Origin of the sequence: Corynebacterium sp. SCR221107, from assembly GCF_027886475.1 — a bacterium.
GTDB lineage: Bacteria > Actinomycetota > Actinomycetes > Mycobacteriales > Mycobacteriaceae > Corynebacterium.
This window is the reverse complement of record NZ_CP115670.1, coordinates 942,983-968,684: the sequence shown is the minus strand read 5'-3', so window position 1 is coordinate 968,684 and position 25,702 is coordinate 942,983. Positions and strand designations below refer to the sequence as shown.

General features: G+C 60.7%; 18 protein-coding genes and 1 pseudogene. 12 read left to right on the top strand and 7 right to left on the bottom strand.

The annotated features are described in order from the left end of the window. Window positions 1–159 precede the first annotated feature (159 nt). The 3 genes from PAB09_RS04365 to PAB09_RS04355 are packed head-to-tail and all read left to right on the top strand — an operon-like array spanning window position 160 to window position 4,081. Window positions 160–693 (top strand): PadR family transcriptional regulator, encoded by a 534-nt coding sequence (locus tag PAB09_RS04365; protein ID WP_271034828.1) that lies wholly within the window; start codon window positions 160–162, stop codon window positions 691–693. Further along, window positions 690–1,376 carry an ABC transporter ATP-binding protein gene (locus tag PAB09_RS04360; protein WP_271034827.1) on the top strand — a complete coding sequence of 229 codons (687 nt, stop codon included), beginning with the start codon at window positions 690–692 and terminating at the stop codon, window positions 1,374–1,376. Before PAB09_RS04365 ends, PAB09_RS04360 begins: the two co-directional genes overlap by 4 nt. Continuing rightward, entirely contained in the window at window positions 1,373–4,081 is a 2,709-nt protein-coding gene (locus tag PAB09_RS04355) for an FtsX-like permease family protein (protein ID WP_271034826.1), read from the top strand. Before PAB09_RS04360 ends, PAB09_RS04355 begins: the two co-directional genes overlap by 4 nt. On the opposite strand, the gene PAB09_RS04350 is transcribed toward PAB09_RS04355, so the two are convergent. Continuing rightward, window positions 4,078–6,468 (bottom strand): UvrD-helicase domain-containing protein, encoded by a 2,391-nt coding sequence (locus PAB09_RS04350; protein WP_271035263.1) that lies wholly within the window; start codon window positions 6,466–6,468, stop codon window positions 4,078–4,080. The two genes, PAB09_RS04355 and PAB09_RS04350, sit on opposite strands and share 4 nt — an antisense overlap. 501 nt (window positions 6,469–6,969) lie before the next feature. Between PAB09_RS04350 and PAB09_RS04345 the strand changes: the two genes are divergently transcribed. Continuing rightward, window positions 6,970–7,275, top strand: coding sequence for a chorismate mutase (locus PAB09_RS04345; RefSeq protein WP_271034825.1), 306 nt, complete (start codon window positions 6,970–6,972; stop codon window positions 7,273–7,275). Between the two features lie 199 nt (window positions 7,276–7,474). Here the strand turns inward: PAB09_RS04345 and PAB09_RS04340 are convergent, their stop codons facing one another. Then, window positions 7,475–8,992, bottom strand: a complete 1,518-nt coding sequence (locus PAB09_RS04340) for an NAD-dependent succinate-semialdehyde dehydrogenase (protein ID WP_271034824.1) — start codon at window positions 8,990–8,992, stop codon at window positions 7,475–7,477. A gap of 250 nt (window positions 8,993–9,242) precedes the next feature. Here PAB09_RS04340 and pgi point away from each other — a divergent pair, with 250 nt between their 5' ends. Continuing rightward, window positions 9,243–10,880, top strand: a complete 1,638-nt coding sequence (pgi, locus tag PAB09_RS04335; protein ID WP_442873706.1) for a glucose-6-phosphate isomerase — start codon at window positions 9,243–9,245, stop codon at window positions 10,878–10,880. Between the two features lie 123 nt (window positions 10,881–11,003). On the opposite strand, the gene PAB09_RS04330 is transcribed toward pgi, so the two are convergent. Next, window positions 11,004–11,417 (bottom strand): YccF domain-containing protein, encoded by a 414-nt coding sequence (locus PAB09_RS04330; protein WP_271034823.1) that lies wholly within the window; start codon window positions 11,415–11,417, stop codon window positions 11,004–11,006. A gap of 283 nt (window positions 11,418–11,700) precedes the next feature. On the opposite strand from PAB09_RS04330, the gene PAB09_RS04325 reads away from it, so the two are divergent. Both PAB09_RS04325 and PAB09_RS04320 read left to right on the top strand, forming a co-directional pair. After that, window positions 11,701–12,900, top strand: coding sequence for an MFS transporter (locus tag PAB09_RS04325; protein WP_271034822.1), 1,200 nt, complete (start codon window positions 11,701–11,703; stop codon window positions 12,898–12,900). Window positions 12,901–12,917: 17 nt separating this feature from the next. After that, window positions 12,918–13,994 carry a DUF4272 domain-containing protein gene (locus PAB09_RS04320; protein ID WP_271034821.1) on the top strand — a complete coding sequence of 359 codons (1,077 nt, stop codon included), beginning with the start codon at window positions 12,918–12,920 and terminating at the stop codon, window positions 13,992–13,994. A gap of 132 nt (window positions 13,995–14,126) precedes the next feature. Here PAB09_RS04320 and PAB09_RS04315 read toward each other — a convergent pair whose 3' ends face one another. Both PAB09_RS04315 and PAB09_RS04310 read right to left on the bottom strand, forming a co-directional pair. Then, on the bottom strand, window positions 14,127–14,957 hold the full coding sequence (locus PAB09_RS04315; protein ID WP_271034820.1) for a DNA-formamidopyrimidine glycosylase family protein: 831 nt from the start codon (window positions 14,955–14,957) through the stop codon (window positions 14,127–14,129). A gap of 224 nt (window positions 14,958–15,181) precedes the next feature. After that, window positions 15,182–15,808 (bottom strand): NAD(P)-dependent oxidoreductase, encoded by a 627-nt coding sequence (locus PAB09_RS04310; RefSeq protein WP_271034819.1) that lies wholly within the window; start codon window positions 15,806–15,808, stop codon window positions 15,182–15,184. A 246-nt stretch (window positions 15,809–16,054) separates the two neighbouring features. Between PAB09_RS04310 and PAB09_RS04305 the strand changes: the two genes are divergently transcribed. Further along, on the top strand, window positions 16,055–16,420 hold the full coding sequence (locus tag PAB09_RS04305) for a winged helix-turn-helix transcriptional regulator (protein ID WP_271034818.1): 366 nt from the start codon (window positions 16,055–16,057) through the stop codon (window positions 16,418–16,420). A 412-nt stretch (window positions 16,421–16,832) separates the two neighbouring features. Here the strand turns inward: PAB09_RS04305 and PAB09_RS04300 are convergent. Then, window positions 16,833–21,656 (bottom strand): annotated as a pseudogene (locus PAB09_RS04300) (DEAD/DEAH box helicase); the annotation flags it as partial. 35 nt (window positions 21,657–21,691) lie between these two features. Here PAB09_RS04300 and PAB09_RS04295 point away from each other — a divergent pair. The 4 genes from PAB09_RS04295 to PAB09_RS04280 all read left to right on the top strand — a co-directional run bounded on the left by PAB09_RS04295 (window position 21,692) and on the right by PAB09_RS04280 (window position 24,627). Beyond that, a complete protein-coding gene (locus PAB09_RS04295) occupies window positions 21,692–22,450 on the top strand; it encodes a 3'(2'),5'-bisphosphate nucleotidase CysQ (protein ID WP_271034816.1) in 759 nt (252 codons plus the stop codon). A 378-nt stretch (window positions 22,451–22,828) separates the two neighbouring features. Beyond that, window positions 22,829–23,638, top strand: coding sequence for a thymidylate synthase (locus PAB09_RS04290; RefSeq protein WP_271034815.1), 810 nt, complete (start codon window positions 22,829–22,831; stop codon window positions 23,636–23,638). After that, window positions 23,638–24,153 (top strand): dihydrofolate reductase, encoded by a 516-nt coding sequence (locus tag PAB09_RS04285; RefSeq protein WP_271034814.1) that lies wholly within the window; start codon window positions 23,638–23,640, stop codon window positions 24,151–24,153. The genes PAB09_RS04290 and PAB09_RS04285 overlap by 1 nt, the downstream gene beginning before the upstream one ends. Window positions 24,154–24,360: 207 nt before the next feature. After that, a complete protein-coding gene (locus tag PAB09_RS04280) occupies window positions 24,361–24,627 on the top strand; it encodes a mycoredoxin (protein WP_271034813.1) in 267 nt (88 codons plus the stop codon). 322 nt (window positions 24,628–24,949) lie between these two features. On the opposite strand, the gene cobF is transcribed toward PAB09_RS04280, so the two are convergent. Beyond that, on the bottom strand, window positions 24,950–25,702 hold the full coding sequence (gene cobF / locus PAB09_RS04275) for a precorrin-6A synthase (deacetylating) (RefSeq protein WP_271034812.1): 753 nt from the start codon (window positions 25,700–25,702) through the stop codon (window positions 24,950–24,952).

Genomic DNA, 25,702 nt, shown 5'->3' with positions numbered 1-25,702 from the left:
GCCAACCCATTGGTTACCCGGTAACATTCGATTTTCGAACGTTGCTTACCCTGTAATCAACGAAAGGAACGTCATCCACCAACACGGTGGCGAATGACGGAAAAGGACATAGGTCCGTATGTCCGCACTCTCCAGTCTCATCTACCCTTGGGAGCAGCAATGAGCGTTTCCTACGCGCTGCTGTCCTTGCTCGAGCACCAACAGCTCAGTGCCAGCGGGCTTCAACACGCTTTCACTGACACTATGCAAGGATTGTGGCAACTCAACATCGGACAAGTGACTCAAACACTCACTCGTCTCGAACGCGACGGCCTGGTTCGTGAATTCGGCACCATCACAGGTCCCACGGGCCGGCAATCGACTACCTACGCCCTGACCGAGGAGGGCCAAGTAGCACTCGATTCCTGGTGGCGCGAGCCCATCGTGCGCCCCATGAGCGAAAGAGACGACCTCATCACCAAGGTCGTTTTCGCCAAGGACCTATGTGCACAGGATTTCACCGAGCTACTTGACGTACAACGCACCGCCATCCTGCACCAGATACGCAAGCTCAACGAACGCGCAGCCGGGCTAGAAAAGGCACGCACCCCGGAACGTCTGATCGTCGAAAAGCACATATTCGACCTCGAGGCGCAAATGCGCTGGATCGACCTCATCGAGTCACTTTCAGCACCAGGAAGGACCCAATCATGACCCCCTACCCCCTAGCCCTCGAATCCGTGAGTCGGATCTATGGCGACAACTCTAACCAGGTATGCGCGCTCACCGATGTCAACCTGCATGTAGAACAGGGTGAGCTCGTTGCCATCATGGGTCCAAGTGGTTCCGGCAAGTCGACCCTGCTCAACATAGCAGGGCTTCTCCAGCGACCCACCTCAGGCCGGGTTCTCATCGGCGGCCAGGACACCTCCGACATGAGCGACAAAGTACTCGCTGGCTTAAGGCGCGACACAATCGGCGTCGTGTCTCAAAGATTCAATTTGATCCCCACTCTTACCGTAGGCGAAAACGTAGGTCTCCCACTCGAACTCGGCGGCACGCGCCTAGAATCAGCACGCGCTCGCATCGACGAGGCATTGGCCGAGGTAGGCCTCGACGGCACCTTCGACCGCTACCCCGAGGAGATCTCCGGCGGCCAGGCGCAACGAGTAGCCATCGCCCGAGCGCTCATCGGCACCCGCAACCTTATTCTCGCCGATGAACCCACCGGCGCCCTCGACACCGCAACAGGCGACCACGTCATGGGGGTGCTGCGCTCCCGGGTAACCTGGGGTGCCGCAGGAATTCTGGTCACCCACGAGCCACGCTTTGCCGCATGGGCAGACCGCGTCCTCTACGTCCGCGATGGCCACCTCAGCGAGAGGCGTCACTCATGAGCCTGACATCCATTCAAGCCGCCATGCGCCCCACAATTCGCGACATGCGCCGACACATGACCCGCAGCATCGCAGGCATCGTTCTCATCGCAGTGGCCGTGGGCGTTATTTCCGCCATCCTGGCCTTTTCCACCTCGCGTGATAACGCAAGCTACCGGATGGCAGACAACACCATCACCTACATCGGCGGTTCCTGTTTGCAATCCGTCGATGGAACCGCAGCCGATTGCGTAGGTGACGATGGACAGCCGCTGTGGTCTTCTAGCTCCCCCAGCGACGACACTCCGGCAGCCGGTGAGGACATCTCCGCGCAACAGCTTCTCAGCTCAGCCCTTCCCGATGGTCTTAGCGCACATAATGATGAGACTTATAGCGTGAGCTTTAGCCTGGGCGATAAGAGCTACGGCGGGCAGCTTAAACAATCACCTTCTCAGTCCTTCGACGGCAGCCCCGTACCGCTTCCTGGCGAGATTCACCTGAGTCAAAGCCAAGCTAAAGCCATCGGCGCCAGCGTGGGAGACACCATCACTGTTTCCCCGATGGCAGGTTATGCGCAGCTTCCCGGCGAGCAAAAAAGCGCCATCACGCTTACCGTCTCCCGCATTTCCCCAAGTTACGTCGCAGCTGTTGCAGATGACCAATGGCGCGATCGTCAAGCCATGCTCGCCTCGGAGATCAACTCCTGGCGCCTTGAATCCACCGCACCATTGCGCTGGGAGCAAGTTTACGCACTCAACCAACAAGGCTTCGTAATCCATACCTCGGAATTTATCGGCACCCTTCCCCCGGCCGACCAGGTGCTATCCGATCCTGGGCAAGGCGCCACATCGAGCACCGACAACGGAATCTTTGACGTAGACCGTGTCGCTGTCGCAAACGCGATAAGCTTCGTTGTCGTTGCCCTCATCATCGCGGTGGTTTTGTTGAGCCTCGTAGCACCAGTCTTCGCGATCTTGGCTGCATCTCATTCCAGCCTGTACGCACTCATGCGTTCACAAGGTGCCACCCGTGGCCAGGTTACCGCAACTGTAACAACCTACGGACTGGCCTTCGGTATCCTCGGAACTGCCCTCGGCGCAATTTTTGGCACCGCGGCGGGGTATGCGTGGTGGACAATGAGCTTCCCCGGTTGGCGATTCACACCACAGTGGGGTTACCTCGCCTTCCTATGGATAGGAGCGGTGATCGGCATCACCGTTGCGGCGGCAATTCCCGCCATCTATCAGGCCCGTCTCGACATCATCGCTGCCATCTCTGGCGTCATCCCCGGCCGGATGCGCACATTTACCAAACGCAATGCCATCGCGCCGGTCCTGCTGCTTGGATTCGCAGTGACCCTCGCGCTTGCTCAATGGGTCCTCCCGTCAACAATGCTGCGTGACTTCTTCGACTACGCCTCGCCCGCGTTGATCCTCGTGTGCCTGGCCTTGCTGCTTGCCTGCATTCCTAGCCTGTTGTTCTTCTTCTCAAAAATTGGGCGCGGCTCAGCCGCCCGCTCGGCCTCGCGACTTTTGGTACGTCTGGGTGTGCGCTCCATCTCGGGCATCGCGGCCTTGATGAGCGTTACCTTCATCCTCATCATGATGACCACTCTTATCCTCAGCAGCTCTGCGCATTCGCAGACTTTGGTGAAGAAGGTACTCAACGAATCCGTCGCTGCCGTTTATTTCTATGAAGACTCAGCGTCACCGGCGGATATCAACACCACGGTGCAGGCTGCCTTGGACGAGCTCAACTCCAGCAAGGCCTATGTTGCCAAGGATGTCGTGTTTAGCGAATCACGATCCGCCGCCTACTCTGAGATCTCCCACGAGCTCAATGCCGTGGATGGTAAAGACAATACGCTGGGCACCTTGGATAATGTGGTCGTTCCCGGTATGACCTATCATTCCGCCTTCGAGGTCGGGCCCGAATTCCTCGACCTTATTCGCTTGGACGATGCCGACAAGCAGGCCGCGCTCACGGCACTGTCTGAAGGTGGGGTGGTGATGCCGAGGGCAGACAATACAGCTGGTGAGCGATTCGTGGAACGAGCCACCGTGACCGTCGACTCCTATGGCAGCGGCGCACAGGAGCAGACCTCCGAAGACTTCACCCTGCCGGTAGCCTACGTGTTGCCGCAAGGCTTGGACACCGCATTGCTTAGCCCATCTGCTGTGACAACGCTCGGCGGCCACGCGAGGTATTCGACTGCCTTTGTCACCACATCCCACTCAAGCGACCGCGACCTCTACCGGGCCGAGCAAGCCGTCGCACACACAGGCGCCAACGCAACCTTCGATGCTGGCGAATACCTCCGCCCGGACTTCCGCTACCGTGCTTATGCGGCCGTGTTCGTTGTCCTTCTTGCGGTATTGGGACTCATCATCGCCTTAAGCTATCCACACCTGCGCAAGCAAAACGAACAGTTCTCAGCTGTAGGTGCAGATGGCGGCCAGCTTCGACGGATGAACGCCACCTACTTCGGCGTCCTTTGCGCCACCGCAGTCGTACCCGCGAGCCTGGCGGCTGTTGCTGGGGTGTGGCTGTCCCGCACCCCCGATGTTTATGCAAGCACCGGTGAGCTGCTTTCACTGTCGGAATTCCCCGATTTCCAGGTGGATTGGCTCGGGTTCTTGCTCTTTGCTGTGGTGCTTCCCATCGTTTCTACTTTGGTTGGCTACTTTGCATCCCCCAAGGTGGGCATCACCGTTCGTGAGGACTAAAGCTTCTCCATGGGCACCCCGCCGATGAGCATCAGGCGCACGGTGCCCGAGGAGCCGAAATCGATGGTGGCAGAAGCGTGAGCGCCGACCATGTCCATCTTCTTTACCGTGCCAAGGCCGTACTTTTCGTGGTTGACGCGGTCACCGACCTCGAGATGCAACTCGCTCTTCGCGCTGCGGGGGGCCGCCTTGGGGATCCTTCGTTGCGAGCTTGCGCTCGGTGAACCGCCGCCATAGTATCCCCTCCCCTCGCCGAAGGAACCGGCAGAAGACCCGCCGTAGGAGCCGCCACTCCACGCATCGTTAAAGGAGCTGGTCGGCTCTTGCCTTCGCCAATCGATGAGCTCATCTGGGACTTCGTTGAGAAAGCGGGAGGGCGGATTTGTCTGCGGGTTGCCCCAGGAGCTGCGCAGCATTGCACGGCTGAGGTACAAACGCTTGCGGGCGCGGGTGATTCCCACATACGCCAAACGGCGTTCTTCGGCAAGCTCCTTGGGATCACCCAAGGCGCGCATATGCGGGAATTGTCCGTCCTCCCACCCGGTGAGAAACACGTAGGGAAATTCCAAGCCCTTGGCGGTGTGCAACGTCATGAGGGTGACCACCCCTTGGTCGTCATCCGGGATTTGGTCTGCGTCTGCAACAAGCGAGACTCTTTCCAAGAATGCCTGCAGACTACCGGGCACAGCCTCGCCCTCGTCGAGTACATCGGAAAGGTCTTGGCCATCCATGGTGAGGTATGCCATTTGGTTGGCAGCCTCGGAGCTAAACTCTCGCGCGACTGACACCAACTCGTTGAGGTTATCGAGCCGTGCCCCGTCTTGCGGATCGCTGGACTGCTCGAGTTCGGCCTTGTATCCGGTCATGTCGAGGATGTGAGTGACCATCGCCCCAAGATCGGGCATGCCGGTCACCTCATTTTTCGACTCCGCGGCAGCCGAACGCAGCCCGTCGAGCAGCTCCATGAATCCACCCACGGCCTTTACTCCCCTAGTCCCGAGCATGGAGACTTTGTTGGCGGCACCGTCGATGAGAGCCTGGTTGAAACTGACACCAGAGTTTTCGGCGTGGAGATTGAGGAAGGCTATTGCCTTGTCCCCGATGCCACGGCGCGGAGTGTTGATAATCCTGCGCAAGGAAACTTCATCCTCGGGATTGTCAAGCAGGCGCAGGTAGGCGATGATATCGCGGATTTCTTTGCGCTCGTAGAACCGGGTGCCACCTACCACCTTGTAGGGAATTCCGGTGCGGATAAACACGTCTTCTACCGCACGGGAGGAGTTATTGGTGCGGTACATGACCGCAATATCGGCATAATTTACGCCACGGTCACTGAGGTTGTCGATCTCGGTTGCGATGAAGCGGGCCTCGTCGTGCTCATTATCAGCAACATATCCAACAATCTTGTCGCCTACTCCCGCTGCCGTCCATAGCTTCTTTTCCCGGCGATTGGCGTTGCGTGCGATTACGGCATTGGCCGCATCCAGGATTGTTTGAGTGGAGCGGTAGTTTTGCTCCAGTAGGATCGTCGTGGCCTGCGGGTAGTCGCGCTCAAACTCCTCAATATTGCGGATCGTCGCACCACGGAACGCGTAAATCGACTGGTCTGAATCGCCCACTACGCACAGTTCTGAGGCCTGCGGACCTTGGCCCACGAGTTCATGGATAAGCACGTACTGCGCGTGGTTGGTGTCCTGGTACTCGTCGATAAGCACATGCCGAAAACGCCTGCGATAATACTCCGTGACCTGAGGATGTTGCTTGAAAATGCGAACCGTCTCGCCGATGAGATCATCGAAGTCCACCGCGTTAGCGCCGCGCAGACGCCGTTGATATTCCGCATAGACCTTGGCGATTGTGGATTCATAGGGGTTATGGGTCTGTTCTGCCTCCGCCAGTGCCTCCGCCGGATCGATTAGCTCATTTTTGAGGTTGGAAATGCCATTAGCCAGCGAACGAGCAGTAAATTGCTTGGCATCGAGCATCATGTCCTTGGCGATCATCGACAACAGGCGCCGGGAGTCATCCGAGTCATAGATGGTGAAGTTGGTGTTGAGTCCCGGAACCAAACCTGCCTGTTCGCGCAGGATTCGAACGCAGGTGGAGTGAAAGGTTGCCACCCACATGCGGTTAGCGATGGGTCCGACCAGTTCAGCAACGCGTTCCCGCATCTCCGCCGCAGCTTTGTTGGTAAAGGTAATGGCTAAGATCTGCCCAGGGTGCACCCCGCGCATGCGCAACAGGTAGGCGATGCGCCGAGTAAGGACCGCGGTCTTGCCAGAACCAGCACCGGCCACGATCAGCAATGGTGAGCCACTGTGCTCTACTGCTTGCAGCTGCTGCGGGTTAAGCCCCTCGATGAGATCCTGGATGGGCGCAGATTGCATACCTTGCCCTTGAGGCTGGCTCAACCCGCCGTGTTGACCAAAACCACCGGCAACCGGGCGGGCGCTGTCCCAGTCCGGGCGCCGTGTGCCATCGTTGGTGTGGGCTGCGCCAAATGGTGACGCAGCTGCGTGATCCCCGCCTTGGCCTTGCCTGCCGAATGGCTGCTGCGGGCTTCGGGAGGTGTGGCTGAAAAGGTCATGGTCGAATTCATGTTGCTCGTTCATCGTCTTCCAAGTTACAACGTGCCCGCGACATTAACGACGAGGCTCGAATTCACCCAGCTTGATAACCAGTTTCCATGGCGCAGGCACGCTGCCGGATTCTTCCCTCTGCTCCCCGCATCCCATTGTTCAAACGATCCGCTGACCCCTTTCATGTGCTTCGGTAAAAGGCATCTTTCTTTAGAGTCGGGTACGAGCGTTTGTGTTAGCAGGTGGGATATCACCCCTGCGGTGGTTTCCCGCTTTTTGCAAAGACCGACAGCGTGGCAAAATGTGTGCATGACTTCTGCTGACGATAACTTCGAAATCCGGATGCCCAGCGGCACCGATGACCCACTTTCTGACGCGGAGATCCAGCAGTACCGCAAGGAGATCGACCGCTTGGACAAGGAGATCCTCGCCGCCGTGAAGCGGCGCGCCCAGATCTCCCAGGCCATCGGCCGAACCCGCATGGGCTCCGGCGGCACCCGCCTCGTCCACACCCGCGAGGTAGCCATCATTAACCAGTTCCGAGAGGAAATCGGCGAGGAAGGCCCGAACCTTGCCAACCTCTTGCTGCGCATGGGTCGCGGCAAGCTCGGCTAGGATCCGCTCCTTCGGAAGCGCCCTTTGTGACGCCGTCACTTAAAGCACCCAACCCGCGCTGGCTCTCGCATCCTGTGCCTTGTGCCGGCGCGGTTTTTGTGTGCGTGCAGTTTTGCGTGCCGACGCCCACCGGAAAGGGCCCTTCATGTTGGAGTAGGCGACACCAGCGCCGTCCCACCAGCCTCCTAGCGCGCTTGCGTTACAGCGGCAGGCTGAGGAACTTCGGCTCGAGGTATTCGTGGATTCCCTCGAATCCACCCTCACGGCCAAGGCCGGACTCCTTCACACCACCGAAAGGCGCCGCGGGGTCTGAGATTGCCCCCTTGTTGACCGCGACCATGCCGGCCTCGATGCGCTCGGCCACCTGTACCGCGCGGCCTAAGTCCTTGCCGAAGACGTAGGCCGCCAGGCCGAACGGGGTGTCGTTAGCGATGCGGATCGCCTCCTCGACGGTGGAAAAGCTCTGCACCGCGACGACGGGACCGAAAATCTCGCTGTTGGCAATCGCCGCCGCTGCCGGCACGTTGTCCAACACGGTGGCCGGGAAGTACGACCCGTGCTCGGGCAGTCCCGCGGGCAGGCCGCCGTCAAGGACGTTGACCGCGCCTTTGTCCAGCGCATCCTGAACCAGCGTCGTCACCGTTGCTACCTGATCATCACCAGATAGCGCGCCGAAGGTGACCCCTTCGGCAGTCGCCGGTCCCAGCGTGAACGACCGCATTACCTCGGCAACCTTGGCGACGAACTCCTCTCGGATGGATTCGTGCACGAGGAATCGATTGGCGGCGATGCATACCTGTCCAGCGCCGCGCATCTTGGCCACGGCCACGGCCTGGGCGGCCAGATCCACATCGGCGTCGTCGAGCACCACATAGGGTGCGTTGCCGCCGAGTTCGAGGGAGACCTTGAGGCTGCGTTGGGCCGCCTGTGCGCCCAGCTTCTGGCCGACCTCAGTCGAACCGGTGAAGGTCAGCTTGCGCAGGCGAGGATCGTCCAGCAGCGCGGAAACGTCTGAGGCATGCTTGGTGGGCAGTACCGCCAGGACTCCGTCGGGAAGCCCTGCTTCCTTGAGGACTCGTGCCACATAAAGCATGGTCAGTGGGGTCTTCGAGGCGGGCTTGACGATGATCGTGCAGCCGGCAGCCAACGCCGGTCCTATTTTGCGAGTTCCCATGGCCAGCGGGAAGTTCCAGGGCGTGATCGCAAGAGTGGGGCCTACGGGCTGTTGGGTAACGACAATGCGACCGGTGCCGGATGGATTGATCCTAAAGTCACCGCGGATGCGGACTGCCTCCTCGGCAAACCAGCGGAAGAATTCCGCACCGTAGGCGACCTCCGCCATAGAGTCCGGCAGCGCGCGCCCCAGCTCCATTGACTGCAGCCATGCCAGCTCGTCGGCGTTGGCCATGAGCCTGTCATAGGCACGGCGCAGGATCTCACTGCGCTCTCGTGGTGGCGTCGCAGCCCACGCAGGCTGTACGTCCGCGGCGAGGTCGAGCGCGCGGACGGCGTCTTGTTTGCTTGCCGACGCTACGTGGGCGAGCACCGTTCCATCGCTGGGGTTGATGACTTCGAAGGTTTCCCCATCGGATGCGGGGCGAAAATCCCCGCCGATGAATAATCCGGTATCGAAACCAGCGATGTCAAAGCCTGGTTTCGCCACGGGGTCCGAGTCGGCCGTGCCGTGGGCGGTGTTGTTTGGTGTTGTGTTTGTCATAGCTCCACTATGCTCCTTTTCGCGGCGGTATGGCACAAAGAGCCGGTTGCGGTGGCAATTGTCCAAATCCCAAAAGGGTGTGTGGTGGTGGTTGTTTCTCAGCAAACAAGCGAACGGTGCCACAATTGACTACCTTAAAGGGTAGGCGTGACCATTGTGAGCGGGCACAAGCCCACACAAACGGTCACCGTAATTCATTGCGGCATTTTTGCTGCATTTACTACTTGCAGCTACTTCAAAGGAGCACGGCATGTCGTTTGACGTCACCTCGACCCCACAGTGGACCACCCTCGCCAAGCGTTACGAGGAGACCAAGGATCAGACCCTGCGCGAGCTATTCGCAGCCGATGCCTCCCGCGCCAGCAAGATGACCTTCGACGCCGCTGGGCTGCGTGTGGACCTGTCCAAGAACCTCGTCGACGATGAAACCTTGGCGGCGCTGGTCGATCTGGCCGAGGCATCGCACCTGTCTGAACGCATCGAGGCCATGTTTAGCGGCGAGCACATCAACAACACCGAGGATCGCGCCGTACTGCACACCGCGCTGCGCATGCCTGTGGAGGGCGAGCTGTCCGTGGACGGCCAAGATGTTGCCGCCGATGTTCACGAGGTCCTGGGGCGCATGCGTGACTTTGCCACCGCCTTGCGTTCGGGTGCGTGGCGCGGCTACACCGACCACACCATCAAGACCGTGGTCAACATCGGCATCGGCGGTTCCGATCTCGGTCCCGCGATGGCAACGAAGGCGCTGCGCACCTACGCTACCGCCGGAATTACGGCCAAGTTCGTCTCCAACGTCGACCCGGCCGACATGAGCGCCGTCCTCGATGAGTGCGATCCGAACTCCACTCTGTTTATCGTCGCCTCTAAGACCTTCACCACCCAGGAAACCTTGGCCAACGCCCACGCCGCCAAGCGCTGGTTGCTATCCCACTTCAAGGATGAGGCAGCCGTGGCCAAGCACTTCGTGGCCGTGTCCACCAACGCCGAGAAGGTCGCCGAGTTCGGCATCGACACCAAGAACATGTTCGGCTTCTGGAACTGGGTGGGGGGCCGTTACTCCGTCGACTCCGCCATCGGCCTGTCGCTCATGGCTGTCATCGGCCCCATGGACTTCATGCGCTTCCTCGCCGGCTTCCACGCCATGGACGAGCACTTCCGCACCACCCCTTTCGAAAAGAACGTGCCCGTGCTCATGGCACTGCTGGCCATCTGGTACAACGACTTCTACGGTGCGCAAACCCACGCGGTTCTGCCCTATTCGGAGGATCTGGGGCGCTTCCCGGCCTACTTGCAGCAGCTGACCATGGAGTCCAACGGCAAGTCGGTCCGCCGCGACGGCACCGCGGTGACCACCTCCACCGGCGAGATCTTCTGGGGTGAGCCAGGCACTAACGGCCAGCACGCCTTCTTCCAGCTCATCCACCAGGGCACCAAGCTCATCCCGGCGGACTTCATCGGGTTTGCACGCCCGAAGCAGGACCTGCCCACCGCCACCGGCGAGGGAAGCATGCATGATCTGCTGATGAGCAACTTCTTCGCCCAGACGAAGGTGCTCGCCTTCGGCAAGACCGCTGAGGAGATCGCCGCCGAGGGCGTCGATCCGGCAGTGGTCCCGCACAAGGTGATGCCGGGTAACCGTCCCACCACCACCATCCTCGCCGAGGAACTCACCCCCGCCACCTTGGGCGCACTGATCGCTCTTTACGAGCACATCGTGTTCGTCCAAGGCATCGTCTGGGACATCAACTCCTTCGATCAATGGGGCGTTGAGCTGGGCAAGCAGCAGGCCAATGACCTGGCTCCGGCCGTGTCCGGCGAGGTTGAGGTCAACTCTGGCGATAGTTCCACCGACGAATTGATTCGCTGGTACCGCGCCAACCGCTAAAGCCCTTCCTTGTTGGGCGACAAACCCGTGGTCCGTGCCTGCATCTGCAAGCACGAACCACGGGTTTTCGCATGCGCCAGCAATCGTGCCTGGCGCGAGTTGGGGATCAACGACACACGATTGTTACATGGTGACCATCGGTCGATAGCCAAAGGGAATGGCGTCGCTGGAAACGATTTGTTTGCCGAAGGGGAAGCAAGTGACGGGGATCATCTTCAGGTTGGCGATCGCCAAGGGAATGCCGATGATGGTGACAGCCTGCGCGATGGCGGTGGAGACGTGGCCGAGGGCTAGCCACAAGCCGGCAACGAGGAACCAGATGACATTGTTGATGCCGCTGAGCGTCCCGGAACCCGTTTCGGGCTGGACGACGGTACGTCCGAAAGGCCACAGCGCATAACTGGCCATCCTAAAACTTGCAACGCCCGCGGGGATGGTGACGATGAATAGGCAGGCAATGAGCCCGAAGAACCAATAACCCAGCGCCAACCATATGCCGCCGGTGATCAGCCAGATGATGTTGAGAAGTGCTCGCATGCCCTCAAGGCTAGCCAAACTTGGCACGAACGTGCTCGCTTTGGTGCCCCGGCGCGTTCATGACCTGCGGTGAAGGCAAAGCGCGCTGCGAATCGACGGTCTTTGCGGTGGCGCTCACGGCGTCGGCACGCATCACACAGTCCGGGAAGTGACATGAGCAGCTGCGGTCACGGCCGCCACCGCCAACTGAAAGTACCTATAAATTTTCCACTTTTGGTGCACATCAATGATTGAAGCGCCCCCTCAACAAGCCGTCGGTTGTGCGCGGGCATAGAGTAATTCCGTGAAAAATCCCACTCCGATCGCCCTCGTTGCCATTGTCTTAACAGCCTTCAACCTGCGCACGATGGTCACGGCCATCTCCCCGCTGGTACCTGACATTCAACAATCCCTCGGCGTTGGCTCGGGCTTAGTGGGCATCTTGGGCACCATCCCCACCATCATGTTCGCACTGTCGGCATTTAGTGCCCCTAGGCTTATGCGCCATCTCACGGTCTCACAAGCTCTGGCAATCGCGATGGCCGTGACCGGACTTGGTCAGATCACTCGCGTACTCGGACCCAGCGTTGCTCTATTGCTGACAGGTACCGCTTTAGCCTTGTTCGCCATTGGCATCACCAACGCCGTCCTCCCGCTGGCCGTACGCGCCTACTTCCCCACGAAAGTCTCCGCGCTGACCATCACCTACTTGTGCGCCTCACAGGTCGTCCAAGCCGTAGCTCCAGTTGTCGTGGCAATGAAGCAGGCGCCCGACTGGCAGCTCTCACTGGGATCGTGGGGCTTGCTGGGGGTCGTGGCGGCGCTGGCCTGGATACCGCTGCTGCACCAACCCAAGGCCGCGGTAACCCAACGATTTGCAGAAGGCAGCCAGCAGGAATCCGGCAGGCAACCCCGGATGAAAGTCTGGCGCACCAAGGTAGGCGTGGGCATCGCCGTGATGTTTGGCACCACCAGCTTTACCACCTATATTCTCATGGCCTTTATCCCACAGATGTATGTCGAGGCGGGATTATCCCGTCAATTCGCGGCGTCCATGCTCGCGGTGTGGTCCATTCTTGGCGGGGTTCTCAACATCGTCGGGCCGTGGATCGTCAGCCGATTCGAACGCCCGTACCCATGGCTGGTCATTTTCGGAAGCATGTTTATCGTCTCTCATCTGGGGCTGGCCTTTGCACCGGCGGCAGCGCCGTGGTTGTGGATCATCCTCTCCGGGCTGGGTCCCATCACCTTCCCCGTCGGTTTGACCTTGGTTAATATCCGCGCCCGCACGATGCACGGTGCCACGGCATTGTCCTCCTTTGGCCAAGGCATGGGCTATTCTATCGCCGCTTGTGGACCGGTGGCCGCCGGATTCATACACGAGCACACCGGAAGCTTCCACGGCGTCGGTGTGATGATGGCGATCGCCTCAGTGTGCGCCTTAGTGGGTGGATTCTTCGCCACCCGCACGGTTTACGTTGAAGATCAGCTGCAAAGAAAGTGATGGCACAATCTAAAGCTATGAGCATCATTGCCTATTCCGCAGAAAACGCAGCACTTCCTTCCGGGCCTCAGCCCCAGCCGCTGTATGCGAATACCGCTCGCTCGCGCACGCTACGCGAGGAGTTCCTCGATTCCGTCGGTCGCATCAATGAGCGCATCGCAGTAGACAAGGACATTGATCCCTTTGCGGTTCAGCCCTTTGTTCATCAGCTGGTCCGTTCCCTGACCCGCTATGACTTTCCCGATGACACGGTGCCCACGAATGCCCCGGAATGGGCACACGGCACCAGCGTCTTGTTCCTCGATGATGCGGGGGCCTTGTATGACGTTCATGGTCGAGACGTCTTGCACACCCCGCAGTTGCGTCCGATGTTCAACGAACGAGCAGTAGCCCGTGCACACAGGATTCGTACTGCGCTCAACAGGCAGGGCTATCTTGTCGATCTCGACCTTCCACCGGTTCAAGATGTCACCGAGCTACTGCTGCCGGAGGCAAGCATGGTTGTCGACCGGGTAATCTGCCTAGCGGTGGTCATAGAGGCGGCACGATGGGTGTGGCGTGGCAAGCGGCCAGATGTCGATGCCCTCAGCGAGCAATTCGACTTGGGGCTGGTCACCGCCACCGACACCGAGCAGCGTTACCTGGAGGCTTTCTCCCGGGGCGAGGGTCAGGAGCTGGTCAGCGATGCGCTCGATATGGTGGCGGCCTTCGAGCCTTTGGCGTGGAGTGTGGGCTTATGGGAGATCCCCGGCGATCGCATTGGCACGCACCACCCGCACCCGCAAAACCTCGTCAACCCGAAGGGCATCCTCACCCCAAAAAAGCTGCTCGAGCGCGGTGCCGACCAGCTGTACGCGCAAGCGAAGGTGAGGACATTGGAGGAGATCTGCGACGGGTTCGAATACGCCTGTTGCCTGGACAATCTGGCCATCGATCAGCGCGAGCGGCTTGCCGATGGGATAACGCCCGAGGGTGAAATCCTCGACGAGGCCCAGGTGGCTACCCTGCGACACCGCCAGTTGGCCTTCATGTGGCTAACGTGGCCGTTCACCACCTGGGAGGCGCAGATCGAGCGGCTGCAGCGCATGATGTAGCCCCGACTGGTTTCCGTTACTTTCGGGACAAGCAGCGCTGGCGCCGGGGACCGTTCGCAAGAAGGCAACCGTGACCACCGCGACCTGTGGTCGTCGGCAAGCAGGCGCCGGCGGCCACTCCACGGTCCACGGTTACGTGGCACGCTGAGGTTGGCAATGCGGGCATACCCAGATGATGCGTTCGAGTTCGCCTTCATCGCCACCCGCATCGACACCACCGAGGACATCTTTGACGATGAGCGTGCCACAGCGCCGACATCGTTTGTTATTACGGCCGAAGACGTAGCCGTTTTCCCCGGCGCGCTTGATGCCCGTGGTTACCCGCACCGGCGAGAGACGATTGGCCCACATGAGTTTTCGCGACACATCGACAACGTGTGCAAGGTCGACCAAGCCCGCAGGGGTGGCCGGATGAATGCCACAGATAAAACAGATCTCGGCACGGTACTCATTGCCGATGCCGGACAGGTTGCGTTGATCGAGCAAGGCTGGCCCGATGGGACGGTCGGGGCGGGCGGCAAGCCTGCGGATGGCTTCCTCGCGACCACCGCTTGCCCAGTCATCGCCGAGGACGTCGGGACCAAAGTCGGCTATCTGGTCGAAATAGGTATTCATGGGGAATACGCGGACGAAGCCGAGTTCGTGGCCGACGATCTCAATGGGACGTGGGGCGGGAGTTCCGTCAAAGTCCAGCACCACGCGCGCTGTGTGACCGGGGTATTTCCAGCGATCGCCTTGAAGGTGGATCGCCCAGTGGCCTTCCATTTTCAGGTGGGTGTGGAGCACCTTTGACCCCATCTGCATAAACAAGTGCTTGCCATAGGGCCACACCCGCTCAACCCTGGTTCCGGTGAAATCAACGAGCGCGTAGCGTGGTACGCGCACACTCGTGCCGACCACCTCCCGCCCGCGCAGGAACTGCAGGCGCTTGGCCAGCTGATAGACGGAATCTCCTTCTGGCATACCGACTACCTTAAGCCCCAGGGGCGCGGTTTGACCAAAGGCGAAAACCCCGCGCATCTTCTTCTCGTCTTGTGTTGCTTTCCAGTTCGTTAGCAAACAAAACACTAACGAAACATACGCGGGGAGAAGCCTCAACGGTGGTGACCATCATCCTGTGGCCCGAAAGCACAGTTAACGTGGGGCGTGCCCGTGGCCTGGCTATGACAACCTCTAGGTTGGGGCTCTTACCAGCGAACGGAGACGCGCTCGCGGACGTGACCGCCGTCTTCGACCAGATCCACCATGGCGATAGCAAAGTCTGCGTAGCTCACCACGCTTTCGCCCTTGTCATTAAAGGAGAGCTCCTCGCCAGAAAGCGTGTAGGAGCCGGTGCGCTCCCCCGCCGCATCGAAGACGACGGCTGGCGAAACAAAGGTCCAGGCGGCATCCGTGCGGGCGCGCAGGTCACCGAGTTGCACGCGCTGGGCGTTAGCCAGGGGACGGTACTCGGCCGGGAATTCGTCGGTGTCGACCAGCTGGGTGGTGTGCTCCGGATCCACGAACAATGAGCCCGCACCGCCGACGATGTAGAAGTGGACGCCGGTGTGTGCGGAGATGTCAGCCAGCTGCTGGGCAGTGGCGGTGTGCAGGGGGAGGTCCTGTTCGGCAAAGGCACCGAAGGCGTCGACTACTGCGTCAAAGCCTTCTAGGTCAGCAGCGGTGATGTCTTGGATGGGCTTGATGATGGCGTGCTGGGCCTTGGTGCGGTTTTCGCCACGGACGATGGCTGTGACTTCGTGGCCACGGCTTAATGCTTCATCGACGATGAGGGAGCCGGCCTTGCCATTTGCTGCGATGACTGCGATCTTCATGGTCTGTAATCCTGTTCCTTGGGCTCGTTTCGTTCGTTCATGGCGGGCTTATTCGGGGTAGATTGCACAGCTTGGCAATGGCGAAACTCGCTGCTTGCCTGATTGGTACGTCACCCCTTGAAGGCGCCATCAACAGACCGTTTTTGTTGACGTTTCACACAATAACCGATGTGGTATATTTTGGAAAGTCATACAAGAAAAGTTCCGTAACACCCTTTCGGAAACTATTAAGGTCAGGTACGAAAAATGTCTGAATATAATTCCCTCGCGGAGATGGAACTTCCTGCCTGCCCGGTGGAAACCACGCTGCTCATCTTGTCCAACAAGTGGCGCGCGTTGATCATGCGCGACCTTCTGACTGGAACCAAACGCTTCACCGAGCTCAAACGATCGGTCACCGGAATCTCCCAGAAGGTTCTCACCACCAACCTCCGCGATTTAGAGCAGGCAGGCATCGTCGAACGCACCGTATACGCGGAGGTGCCCCCGCGGGTCGAGTACAGCCTCACCGACCTGGGCCAATCACTTCACACCGTCCTCGACGCCATGCACCTCTGGGGCCTCCAGCTTCAGCGCAGTGCCGAGGAGGCCAAGCAACACCCGCACGCTTAGCGCAGACGCACCCGGCCAGCTAGCGACGATAGCCACCTGGCCTGCGCCCGTACCCCCCGCGGCCGGTGCCACGAAAGCCGCGGGGATTCGGGTCACCCAGCCCACTGGAACCAAAACCCCCACCGAATTGCTTTCCCGGTTGCGGGGCATCCCAGCGCACGCGGGGATCATCGCTGTCCAAGGCGGCGTCATCGAATTCCCCGCGTTCGTCGAAAGAGTCGTCCCACCGCGCGCTTAGGGCACCGTCGTTTCGCGTTGGACGATCAAAGGAATCCGGCTGTGAAGCAGATTGTGCAGGTGACCACGACGCAGGTTGCGGGTCTTCGCCTTGCCTGCCCAGCGTACGTGGAGCTTTTCTGCCTGCGACGGGCAAATCGTCAGCCGCACCGGTAGATCCCGCGCCGCTTCGTGCGCTCGTTGCCGAAAAGCGCAGTCCACGCGGGGTAATTCCCACTCCCATAGCGCGCAGGGTAGGCACCAGGGGGTGCGTGAGCGCTGGCTGCCCGTTGATCTTTTCCACGATGATTCGTCCCACCGTACCGGCGGCGATGTGTTCGTTGAGCGCTGCTACCACAAAGCCCAGTGATTCCTCATCGCTGATCGGCTCCGGCGGTGTGAGCAACGTGAGGTTTCTTCCACCACGGGTGAGATACGCCGCCAGCAGGCCGTCGACAAGCACTACCAACGCCCCAGCCGAGCGGGTAAGATTCGGCACCGGCCACGGCAACGCCGCCCCATAGGGGTTTGCCGGATCGCAGGCGGCAAGCAGGTAACTGTGCGGTTGCGAGCTTCCCGACGGCCACCCGCCGATATCCTCACCGTCGCCATGGCCACGCAGCCGATCGATGACCGCCGGTGTGGAAAACTGCGCCGCCCCAAGCCCATCCACGATGTAGCCGCGCATCGCCTTACCAGCCTCCTCAAACTGGCTGAGCACCTTATAGGCCAGCGCGAACCCACCGATCACGTCCTCGGCAACGACCGCCCCCTTGGTCACGACCCCATAGCGATCCAACCAGGCCTCACCGTGGGCAACCGACCGCGCGGTCGCATTCGTGTCCGCGGAAGGCGTGAGCGCCCACCGCCCCACCATGTCCAATGGCACCGACGTGCGCTGGCTGCTTGCGAAGCTCGTGCGCCCCATGCGCAGGCGCGAACGTCCCGGCGTGCGCCGCGAACGATGCGCCGACTTCGAGCCGGTCCCCGCAGCAAGCCGGGCGCGTAACGGCGCAAATCCATCGGGCGAGACCAACCCCAATTCAAACAGGCCCCACAGGGCCTCACGGATCTCAGCCTCGCTAGCCTGCCCCGCCACCAAACCTAGGTCTTCACCGCTGACCGCGCGTTGGATGTCTGAGAACAAGAACCCACCGCCGCGCCCCAACACGTCCATGACCTGCTCCTGAAGCACACTCAAGGAGGAGTCTTGGGGCGTTTCTAGTAGCTCCGCGGCGTAATCCACGGGAAGCAACTGCACCCACGGATCAGCTGCACCGGCGCTGCCTGCGCCCACGACCAACAACTCCCCGCCGGTGAGCAGCTCGTCGAGATCCAGTGGCGAATAATTGCGCACCCGGGAGGGCAAGACCACGCTCTCCCACGCCGACGCCGGCAGGCGAACCCCCGCCAATTGCTCGCACACCGCAAACACGCCGTCTGCGCCATGGAGCGTGGGGCGCTGCCCCACCGGCGCAACCTGTTGCCACTGTGGCAAGAACCTTCCATAGCTGGATTCAGATACCGGCTGCGTGTGGGAACGCGCCAGGGCCAGGCTCCGTCTGCGCACGATCGCCAGGACTTCCTTGGCGATAAACTCCTGCTCATCCACGCCTTGACGGTAGTGCCCCTCGACGACCAACCCGGAATCGATAAGCACCTGCAGCCCAGCGAACCCAATGCTGGCGGCGATGCCAAAAGCATCGGTCACATCACCCACGACGAAAGGCCCCCTGGTGCGCACCCAGCGTGAAAGCAACTGCTGCAGCGCATCGGCAATAGTCGCAACCTGCGCTGGCACACCCGGTGGAACCGGGACACCTAAGCCGTCGCGAAGCAAAGGCGCATCGAGGGTTTGCGCCACATGGTCGCGCCCCGCAAAACGCACCCGCATCACCCGACCCGGCAACTGCGCCACGACCGCCTCCGCCAACTCTTCGGGATCGGGATCCTCATCGGCAAAGCTCTGCGTCAACGCATCCCGCAATTCCTCACTCACATGCTCGGCCAGCTCAGCAATCGGGATGGGTCCTAGGATGCGCAGGGCGTCGGCAAGCTCTTCGACGGTGCGGGCAACGCGATGGGGAGAAACGCGCCTTAAAGTACGGTCAACCTCCTCGATGATCTCCGCATCCAGCAGCTCCCGCAGCTCCACCGTGCCTAGAAGCTTGGCCAACAGCGCCGGATCCAGGGCCAGCGCTGCCGCCCGCTTCTCTGCCAGCGGGCTATCGCCCTCGTACATGAAAGCGCCGGTGTAATTGAACATCACCGAGCTGGCGAAAGGGCTCGGGCTTGATGTTGTCACCTCGGCAATCCGCACCTTGCGCAGTTTCAACTGCTGCATCAGCTCGACCAAGGCGGGGAGGTCATAGACATCCTGCAAACACTCGCGCACCGTCTCCAAAATGATGGGGAAACTCGGATATTTGCGTGCCACATCCAACAATTGCGCCGCCCGCTGCCGCTGCTGCCACAACGGCGCACGCTTTCCGGGGTTGGTACGCGGCAGAAGCAAGCCACGCGCCGCGCACTCTCGGAACCGAGAAGCAAACAAGGCCGAGTTGCCTACTTGCTCCGTGACCACCTGCTCAATCTCATCGGGATCGATGAGAAACAATTCCGCACCCGGCTCCGAATCTGCCTCCGGCACGCGCAGCACAATCCCATCATCGCTCGAAATGGGCTGTGCGTCGATGCCGGTGTCGGCGGAAAACCGTGCCCCTACCGCCAGCGCCCACGCGGCGTTGACACCGCGGCCATAAGGAGTGTGCAACACCACCCGCCAGTCACCGAGCTCATCGCGGAAACGCTCCAACACGAGAGTCTGCTCGTCGGGCACCACCCCAGTTGCCTCACGTTGCTCATCAATGAAGCGAAGCAGGTTATCGTGGGCGAACGCGTCGAGCGCCTCATAATCCGCCTCCGCCAACACCTGCGCCCCGCGGGTGGCCACCTCGCGCCGAAACGCGCCTAAGGCCTTGCCCAGCTCCGCCGGGCGCCCCGCGTTATCGCCGGTCCAAAACGGCAGCCTGCCGGTATGCCCCGGCGCGGGCGTCACCAGCACCTGATCCCGGGTGATCTCCTCAATGCGCCAGCTCGACGCCCCCAACGTGAAGATGTCGCCGACCCGCGACTCATACACCATCTCCTCATCGAGCTCGCCCACCCGGCGCGCCCCCTGCTCTCCCCCGACGAGGAAGACCCCGAACAAACCGCGGTCCGGAATGGTACCGCCGCTGGTCACCGCGACCCGCTGCGCGCCGGGGCGCGCCGACAGGATGCCGGCGGTGCGGTCGAAGTTGATGCGGGGGCGCAGCTCGGCGAAATCGGTGGAAGGATAGACCCCGCTGGCAAGGTCGATGACGGCATCGAAGACTTCCCGCGCCAGGTCGCGATAAGCATAGGCGCGGCGCACCGTTGCATACCAGTCCTCGACGTCGATATCTTCGATCGCTACCGCGGCGATGGTTTGCTGAAGCAACACGTCCAGTGGGTTGTGCGGGACGTGGAGTTCTTCGATCAAGCCATGGCGCATGCGGGCCACCGTCACCGCCGTTTGCACGAGGTCAGCTCGATGCTTGGGATAGAAAGAGCCCTTCGAAACCGCACCCACGACGTGGCCTGCGCGGCCCACCCGCTGCAAGCCGCTGGCTACCGAGGGTGGGGATTCCACCTGCACCACCAGTTCCACCGCACCCATGTCGATGCCAAGCTCCAGAGAGCTCGTGGCCACCACCGCCTTGAGTTGGCCCTCTTTGAGCATCGTCTCGGTCATCGCGCGCTCGTCCTTGCTCACCGATCCGTGGTGGGCGCGTGCGATGAGCGTGGGTGCGGTACCTGCGATGTCGCCGGCGACCATGATCTGTGCGGGCGGGCGGCGCAGCTGCGGGGAGAGCTCTTCCGGGGCATGGTCGGCGGCATAGAGTTCGTTGAGCCGAGCCGTGAGCCTTTCAGCAGAGCGCCGGGAGTTGACAAACACCAAGGTGGATTGGTGTTCCATGATCTCGGCATAGAGCTTTTCTTCGATAAAGGGCCAGATGGAGCCTTGCGGGGGTAGGGCGGATTCCTTGTCCACGGCGCCTGCTTGGCCCCCGCTGCCGGCACCGGCGGCCCCGAGAAAGTCTGGCTCCTCGCCCTGCGCTAGCGGGGTGGTCAGCCCGTAGGGGTCATCGTAGACGAGATCGCCGATGGGGGATGCAGCCTCCGGGGTGGGCAGGTCGCTCATGTCTGCAACCGGCACGTGGATATCAAGCTGCCAGCGCTTTTCCTGGATGGGGTTGATGATCTCCACGGGGCGATCCCCGCCAAGGAATCCCGCCACGGCTTTCAGCGGGCGCACCGTCGCCGACAACCCGATTCTTTGCACGGGATGGCCGCACAGCCGTTCCAATCGCTCGAGCGTCAGTGCTAGGTGCACGCCTCGTTTGGTGCCAGCAATGGCATGGATCTCGTCGATAATGACTGTGTCTACGTCCTTGAGGATCTCCCCCGCCTTGGAGGTGAGCATGAGATAGGCCGATTCCGGGGTGGTGATGAGAATGTCCGGCGGCTTACGCACCTGGCGCGAACGTTCGGATGCCGGGGTATCTCCTGAGCGCACCGCAACCGAGATGTCGGTGTGCTCGAGCCCGAGGCGGGCGGCGGTTTGGTTGATGCCGACGAGGGGTGCGCGGAGGTTGCGTTCGACGTCGACGCCGAGTGCTTTTAGCGGTGAGATGTAAAGCACTTTGACGCCCCGGCCGTCTCTTTCACGTCCGCTCGTCTTTATTCGGGCATCAAAATCCCCGATATTGAGTGTGGTTTGCCCTACAGATTGCACCAAGGTATTTAGTGACCATAAGAAGGCGGCCAGGGTTTTACCCGATCCGGTCGGCGCCACCACAAGTGCGTTCTCACCTGCGGAGATTGCCCGCCAGGCGCCTTCTTGGACCGGTGTTGGTGCGGCGAAAACATCGCGGAACCAGCCTGCAACTTGCGGACTGAAGCGGGTGAGAATGCTCTCTGTGGCTGATTCGGACATGTCCTTATTCAATCAAACAACTAGACTCTGGTGTTATGACTGCACAGTTTGACGATGCAACTTTGACCAAGCGCCTTGCACAGGGAACCGGTGAGATCCTCAAGGGCGTCCGAAACGTTGGCGTGTTGCGCGGTCGCGCCTTGGGTGACGCTGGTGACGATCTTGCCCAGAATTGGATCGCCCGAGTTCTAGAGCAGCACCGCCCCGATGATGGCTTCCTCTCCGAGGAGGCTGCCGACAACCCAGAGCGCCTCGGCAAGGAGCGCGTGTGGATCATCGATCCCCTTGATGGCACCAAGGAGTTTGCCACCGGCCGTCAGGACTGGGCTGTGCACATCGCGCTGGTGGAAAATGGTGTTCCTACCCATGCCTCGGTTGGCCTTCCCGACCTCGGTGTGGTCTTCCATTCCAGCGAGGCCCGCGCGGTGACCGGCCCATTCGCCAACAAGATTGCACTGTCTCATAACCGCCCGCCGGCGGTAGCCATCCACATCGCTGAAAAGCTCGGCTTCGGCACTGAATCGCTGGGCTCTGCTGGTGCGAAGGCCATGCACGTACTGTTGGGCGATTACGATGCCTACATTCACGCCGGTGGCCAGTACGAGTGGGACTCAGCCGCACCAGTGGGCGTTTGCATGGCCGCGGGCCTGCACTGCTCGCGCCTGGACGGCAGCCCCCTGCTTTATAACAACAAAGACACCTATCTACCGGACATCCTTATCTGCCGCCCTGAGCTGGCCGATGAGATTCTGGAGCTGGCCGCGAAGTTCCGCGAGGAAAACGGTTCTTACTAACCTGGCTTCCCGCTGCAGGCAGCCTCGTCATCATTGCGCGGTAGCCGCCCAGCACGGTCTCGATGGTGATTGCTTCTGCTGCGCACGAGGTGCGAACTTTTGTCTTTTATTACAGCAATCCACCTCGGCACGCACGAAGGCGTCGCCTCCGCGCACACAAAGCCCATACGAGTGGCTCTCATCGTTCGGGCTTTGCTCGATTCGTGCTCGCTCGATGCGCATGGGGCTTTTTCGGTCTGCCACGTTGGCTTTTTTATCTTCCCGCGGTCGCCTCTTGTGTGCGCTTTCTTCGCGCTTGCCGACGCCTACCGGCTGGCACAGCTGTTGGGCGGGGATTCGACTTGAAAGCATGGCAGTTGCTGGTGGACACTGGTATGCATGTCTGCATCTGCAATCGCTACACCATATGAAGATCTCCTGCGCCGGATTTTGGCCGATGGTGCCCACAAGGACGACCGCACCGGCACCGGCACAACCAGTCTTTTCGGCGCCCAGATGCGCTTTGCCCTTCACGATTCCTTCCCGTTGATCACCACCAAGAAACTTCACCTCAAGTCCATCGTGGGTGAGCTTTTGTGGTTCCTGCGTGGCGATTCGAACGTGAAGTTCCTGCACGACAACGGCGTGACCATTTGGGACGAGTGGGCGGACGAAGACGGTGAGCTCGGCCCTATCTACGGCGTGCAGTGGCGTTCCTGGCCTACTCCTGATGGCCAGCACGTCGATCAGATTGCCCAGGCAATTGAAACGCTGAAGACCAACCCCAATTCCCGCCGCAACATTGTCAGCGCGTGGAATGTCTCGGAGCTATCCAACATGGCACTTCCTCCCTGCCATCTCCTCTTCCAGCTGTATGTGGTCGATGGCAAGCTGTCGTGCCAGCTCTACCAACGCTCGGCGGACATGTTCCTTGGGGTTCCATTCAACATCGCCTCCTACGCCCTGTTGACGCACATGCTGGCCCAGCAGGCGGGGCTGGAGGTAGGCGAATTCATCTGGACCGGCGGTGATTGCCACATCTATGACAACCACCGTGAGCAGGTAGAGCTGCAGCTTTCGCGCACCCCCCGCCCCTACCCGCAGCTCAAGCTGCGCAAGGCCGAGAGCATCGATGCCTACACCTTCGAGGACATCGAGATCGTGGGATACGACCCACATCCATCAATTCGCGCCGAGGTTGCCGTTTAATGCGTGCAATTTGGGCGCAATCCCGTGACGGTATCATCGGCGACGGCACCGACATGCCGTGGTATCTACCCGAGGACCTCGCGCATTTCAAGCGCACGACCGTGGGCGAGCCGGTTCTCATGGGGCGTTCGACGTGGGAGTCGATCCCGCAGCGTTTTCGCCCTTTGCGGGATCGCGAGAACGTCGTGGTATCCACCCGCCCAGCCGGACAATGGTCGCAGGGCGCACGCGTGTTAGCGCAGCTGCCCGATAGCTTCGACGGCTGGGTCATGGGCGGCGGGCAAGTGTATGCCGCAACGCTTCCGCATACCGACGAGGTAGTTGTGACGCTGGTGGATGCAACGCTTGCCGACGCTCTCGGCGACAAGGCCGTCTACGCACCACGCTTGGAGGGCTTTCAACTGCGGGAGCAAACCGATTGGCTGGTATCGGACAAGGGCCACCTGCACGAGAAGTATCGCGCCCACGGCCCCATGCCGCTGCGCTACCGATTCCAGTGGTACCACCGCGTGTGAGACAACCAGCGCCTCAGTGACAAGGGCAAGCCCACCAGCTGCTTGCCCTGCTTTTTGAACATTTTCTACGTCACGTCCCGCCGGGGCTGGCATGAGGTCTAGACATTCGCTGCTGGAAAATTCAGCACTCACCTCACACCTGTGTGTACTTCATCGTTGAGGGGTCCACATTTGCTTGAATTGTCGGCAAGCTACCACAATGGGCACATGACCAATGCACACGTAACTGTCTACGCCGCCGACTGGTGCCCCTTTTGCCAGCGCCTCATCCGCGACCTTGATCAACAACACATCCCTTATGAGCTTGTCGATGTCGACAACGGACCCAACGCCGAGGCCGACTCGGAATGGGTAAAATCCGTCAACGACGGCAACCGCGTGGTCCCCACCGTGCGCTACTCCGACGGCACGACCATGACCAATCCCCGCGCGGCAGCCGTGGGACGCAAGCTTGAGGAGCTCCAAGGCTCCTAAAGGGACAAGGTGAGCTCCCCCTTAGTGCATCCCTCCTTAAGGTTTCGCGTTGGGATTCAAAGCTCGTCCTCTCAAAGCCCAGCACAATGCTCCATAACCACTGGTCATGCTGTTTTCTTAAGAATGCAGCACTGCTGCAGGACCGACAACGCCTCGCACCGCGCCTCGGAACATACCTGGTGAGCCGCCACTGCGATACTCACCGCATTCTAGGTTCTCCGGGACACCGGGCGAGGCGTTTCATGCCGTTTGACTGCCACGTGCAAAGCCTTCGACCTGCGGTGTACGGAAGCTATACCGACGGCACACCGCCCAGAAGGTCCTAGTCAAGCTCACGCAAGAGATAGGTATCCATGATCCAGCCGTGCTCGACCCGCAGTGCCTTTTTGAGTTCGGCAAGCTCGTGCCCGATGTCTTTGACGAACCCTTCGCGCAAGACTTGCTGCGCCGTCCCGAGGAAAGCACCCCACCATATGTAGGTGTTGTCGGTATATCCCCTATTCCAGGCATCCGCGCCATCGAGCATCACCACACAATTGCGGCGATCCTTGGGCGAGGTCTCGGGCAAATTCCGGCCTGTGGTGATGTGAATGGCCTCACCGATGCGGTTGAGCAGGATGCCGTGGGCCGCGGTGAGCACCTGAATGGCGGTAACGCCAGGGGTGACCACTACCTCGCACGCGAGATCGTCGTGCTGACGCATGTTGTCGATGATGCGCAGGCTGGAATCATACAGCGAGGGGTCTCCCCAAACGAGAAAAGCCACGTGGCCATCCTCAGCGGAATTCTCGCGAATGGCCTGGGCCAAAAGGTGAGCACGCTTCGCATGCCAGCGACGCACCTCGGCATCGTAGTCGACCGGGTTGCGATCCCTCGGCGGATCCACGACCGTAATGATGGGCGTTCCCGGCGCGTGAGTATCAACGATGTGCTGGCGCAAAGCCAAGAGATCTGCTTTGGCATCGCCTTTGTCGAGGGCGAGAACGCAATCGGCAGCAGAAAGCCCCGAGATTGCCTGAAGGGTCAAAAACTCGGGGCTTCCGGCGCCAATTCCAATTACATGGAGCGTGCGCAC

Excerpts from the sequence above, each read along its gene's own strand:
- PAB09_RS04365 (WP_271034828.1), top strand. The coding sequence starts at position 160 with ATGAGCGTTTCCTACGCGCTGCTGTCCTTGCTCGAGCACCAACAGCTC.
- PAB09_RS04360 (WP_271034827.1), top strand. The coding sequence starts at position 690 with ATGACCCCCTACCCCCTAGCCCTCGAATCCGTGAGTCGGATCTATGGC.
- PAB09_RS04355 (WP_271034826.1), top strand. The coding sequence starts at position 1,373 with ATGAGCCTGACATCCATTCAAGCCGCCATGCGCCCCACAATTCGCGAC.
- PAB09_RS04350 (WP_271035263.1), bottom strand. The coding sequence starts at position 6,468 with ATGCAATCTGCGCCCATCCAGGATCTCATCGAGGGGCTTAACCCGCAG.
- PAB09_RS04345 (WP_271034825.1), top strand. The coding sequence starts at position 6,970 with ATGACTTCTGCTGACGATAACTTCGAAATCCGGATGCCCAGCGGCACC.
- PAB09_RS04340 (WP_271034824.1), bottom strand. The coding sequence starts at position 8,992 with ATGACAAACACAACACCAAACAACACCGCCCACGGCACGGCCGACTCG.
- pgi (WP_442873706.1), top strand. The coding sequence starts at position 9,243 with ATGTCGTTTGACGTCACCTCGACCCCACAGTGGACCACCCTCGCCAAG.
- PAB09_RS04330 (WP_271034823.1), bottom strand. The coding sequence starts at position 11,417 with ATGCGAGCACTTCTCAACATCATCTGGCTGATCACCGGCGGCATATGG.
- PAB09_RS04320 (WP_271034821.1), top strand. The coding sequence starts at position 12,918 with ATGAGCATCATTGCCTATTCCGCAGAAAACGCAGCACTTCCTTCCGGG.
- PAB09_RS04315 (WP_271034820.1), bottom strand. The coding sequence starts at position 14,957 with ATGCCAGAAGGAGATTCCGTCTATCAGCTGGCCAAGCGCCTGCAGTTC.
- PAB09_RS04310 (WP_271034819.1), bottom strand. The coding sequence starts at position 15,808 with ATGAAGATCGCAGTCATCGCAGCAAATGGCAAGGCCGGCTCCCTCATC.
- PAB09_RS04305 (WP_271034818.1), top strand. The coding sequence starts at position 16,055 with ATGTCTGAATATAATTCCCTCGCGGAGATGGAACTTCCTGCCTGCCCG.
- PAB09_RS04295 (WP_271034816.1), top strand. The coding sequence starts at position 21,692 with ATGACTGCACAGTTTGACGATGCAACTTTGACCAAGCGCCTTGCACAG.
- PAB09_RS04290 (WP_271034815.1), top strand. The coding sequence starts at position 22,829 with ATGTCTGCATCTGCAATCGCTACACCATATGAAGATCTCCTGCGCCGG.
- PAB09_RS04285 (WP_271034814.1), top strand. The coding sequence starts at position 23,638 with ATGCGTGCAATTTGGGCGCAATCCCGTGACGGTATCATCGGCGACGGC.
- PAB09_RS04280 (WP_271034813.1), top strand. The coding sequence starts at position 24,361 with ATGACCAATGCACACGTAACTGTCTACGCCGCCGACTGGTGCCCCTTT.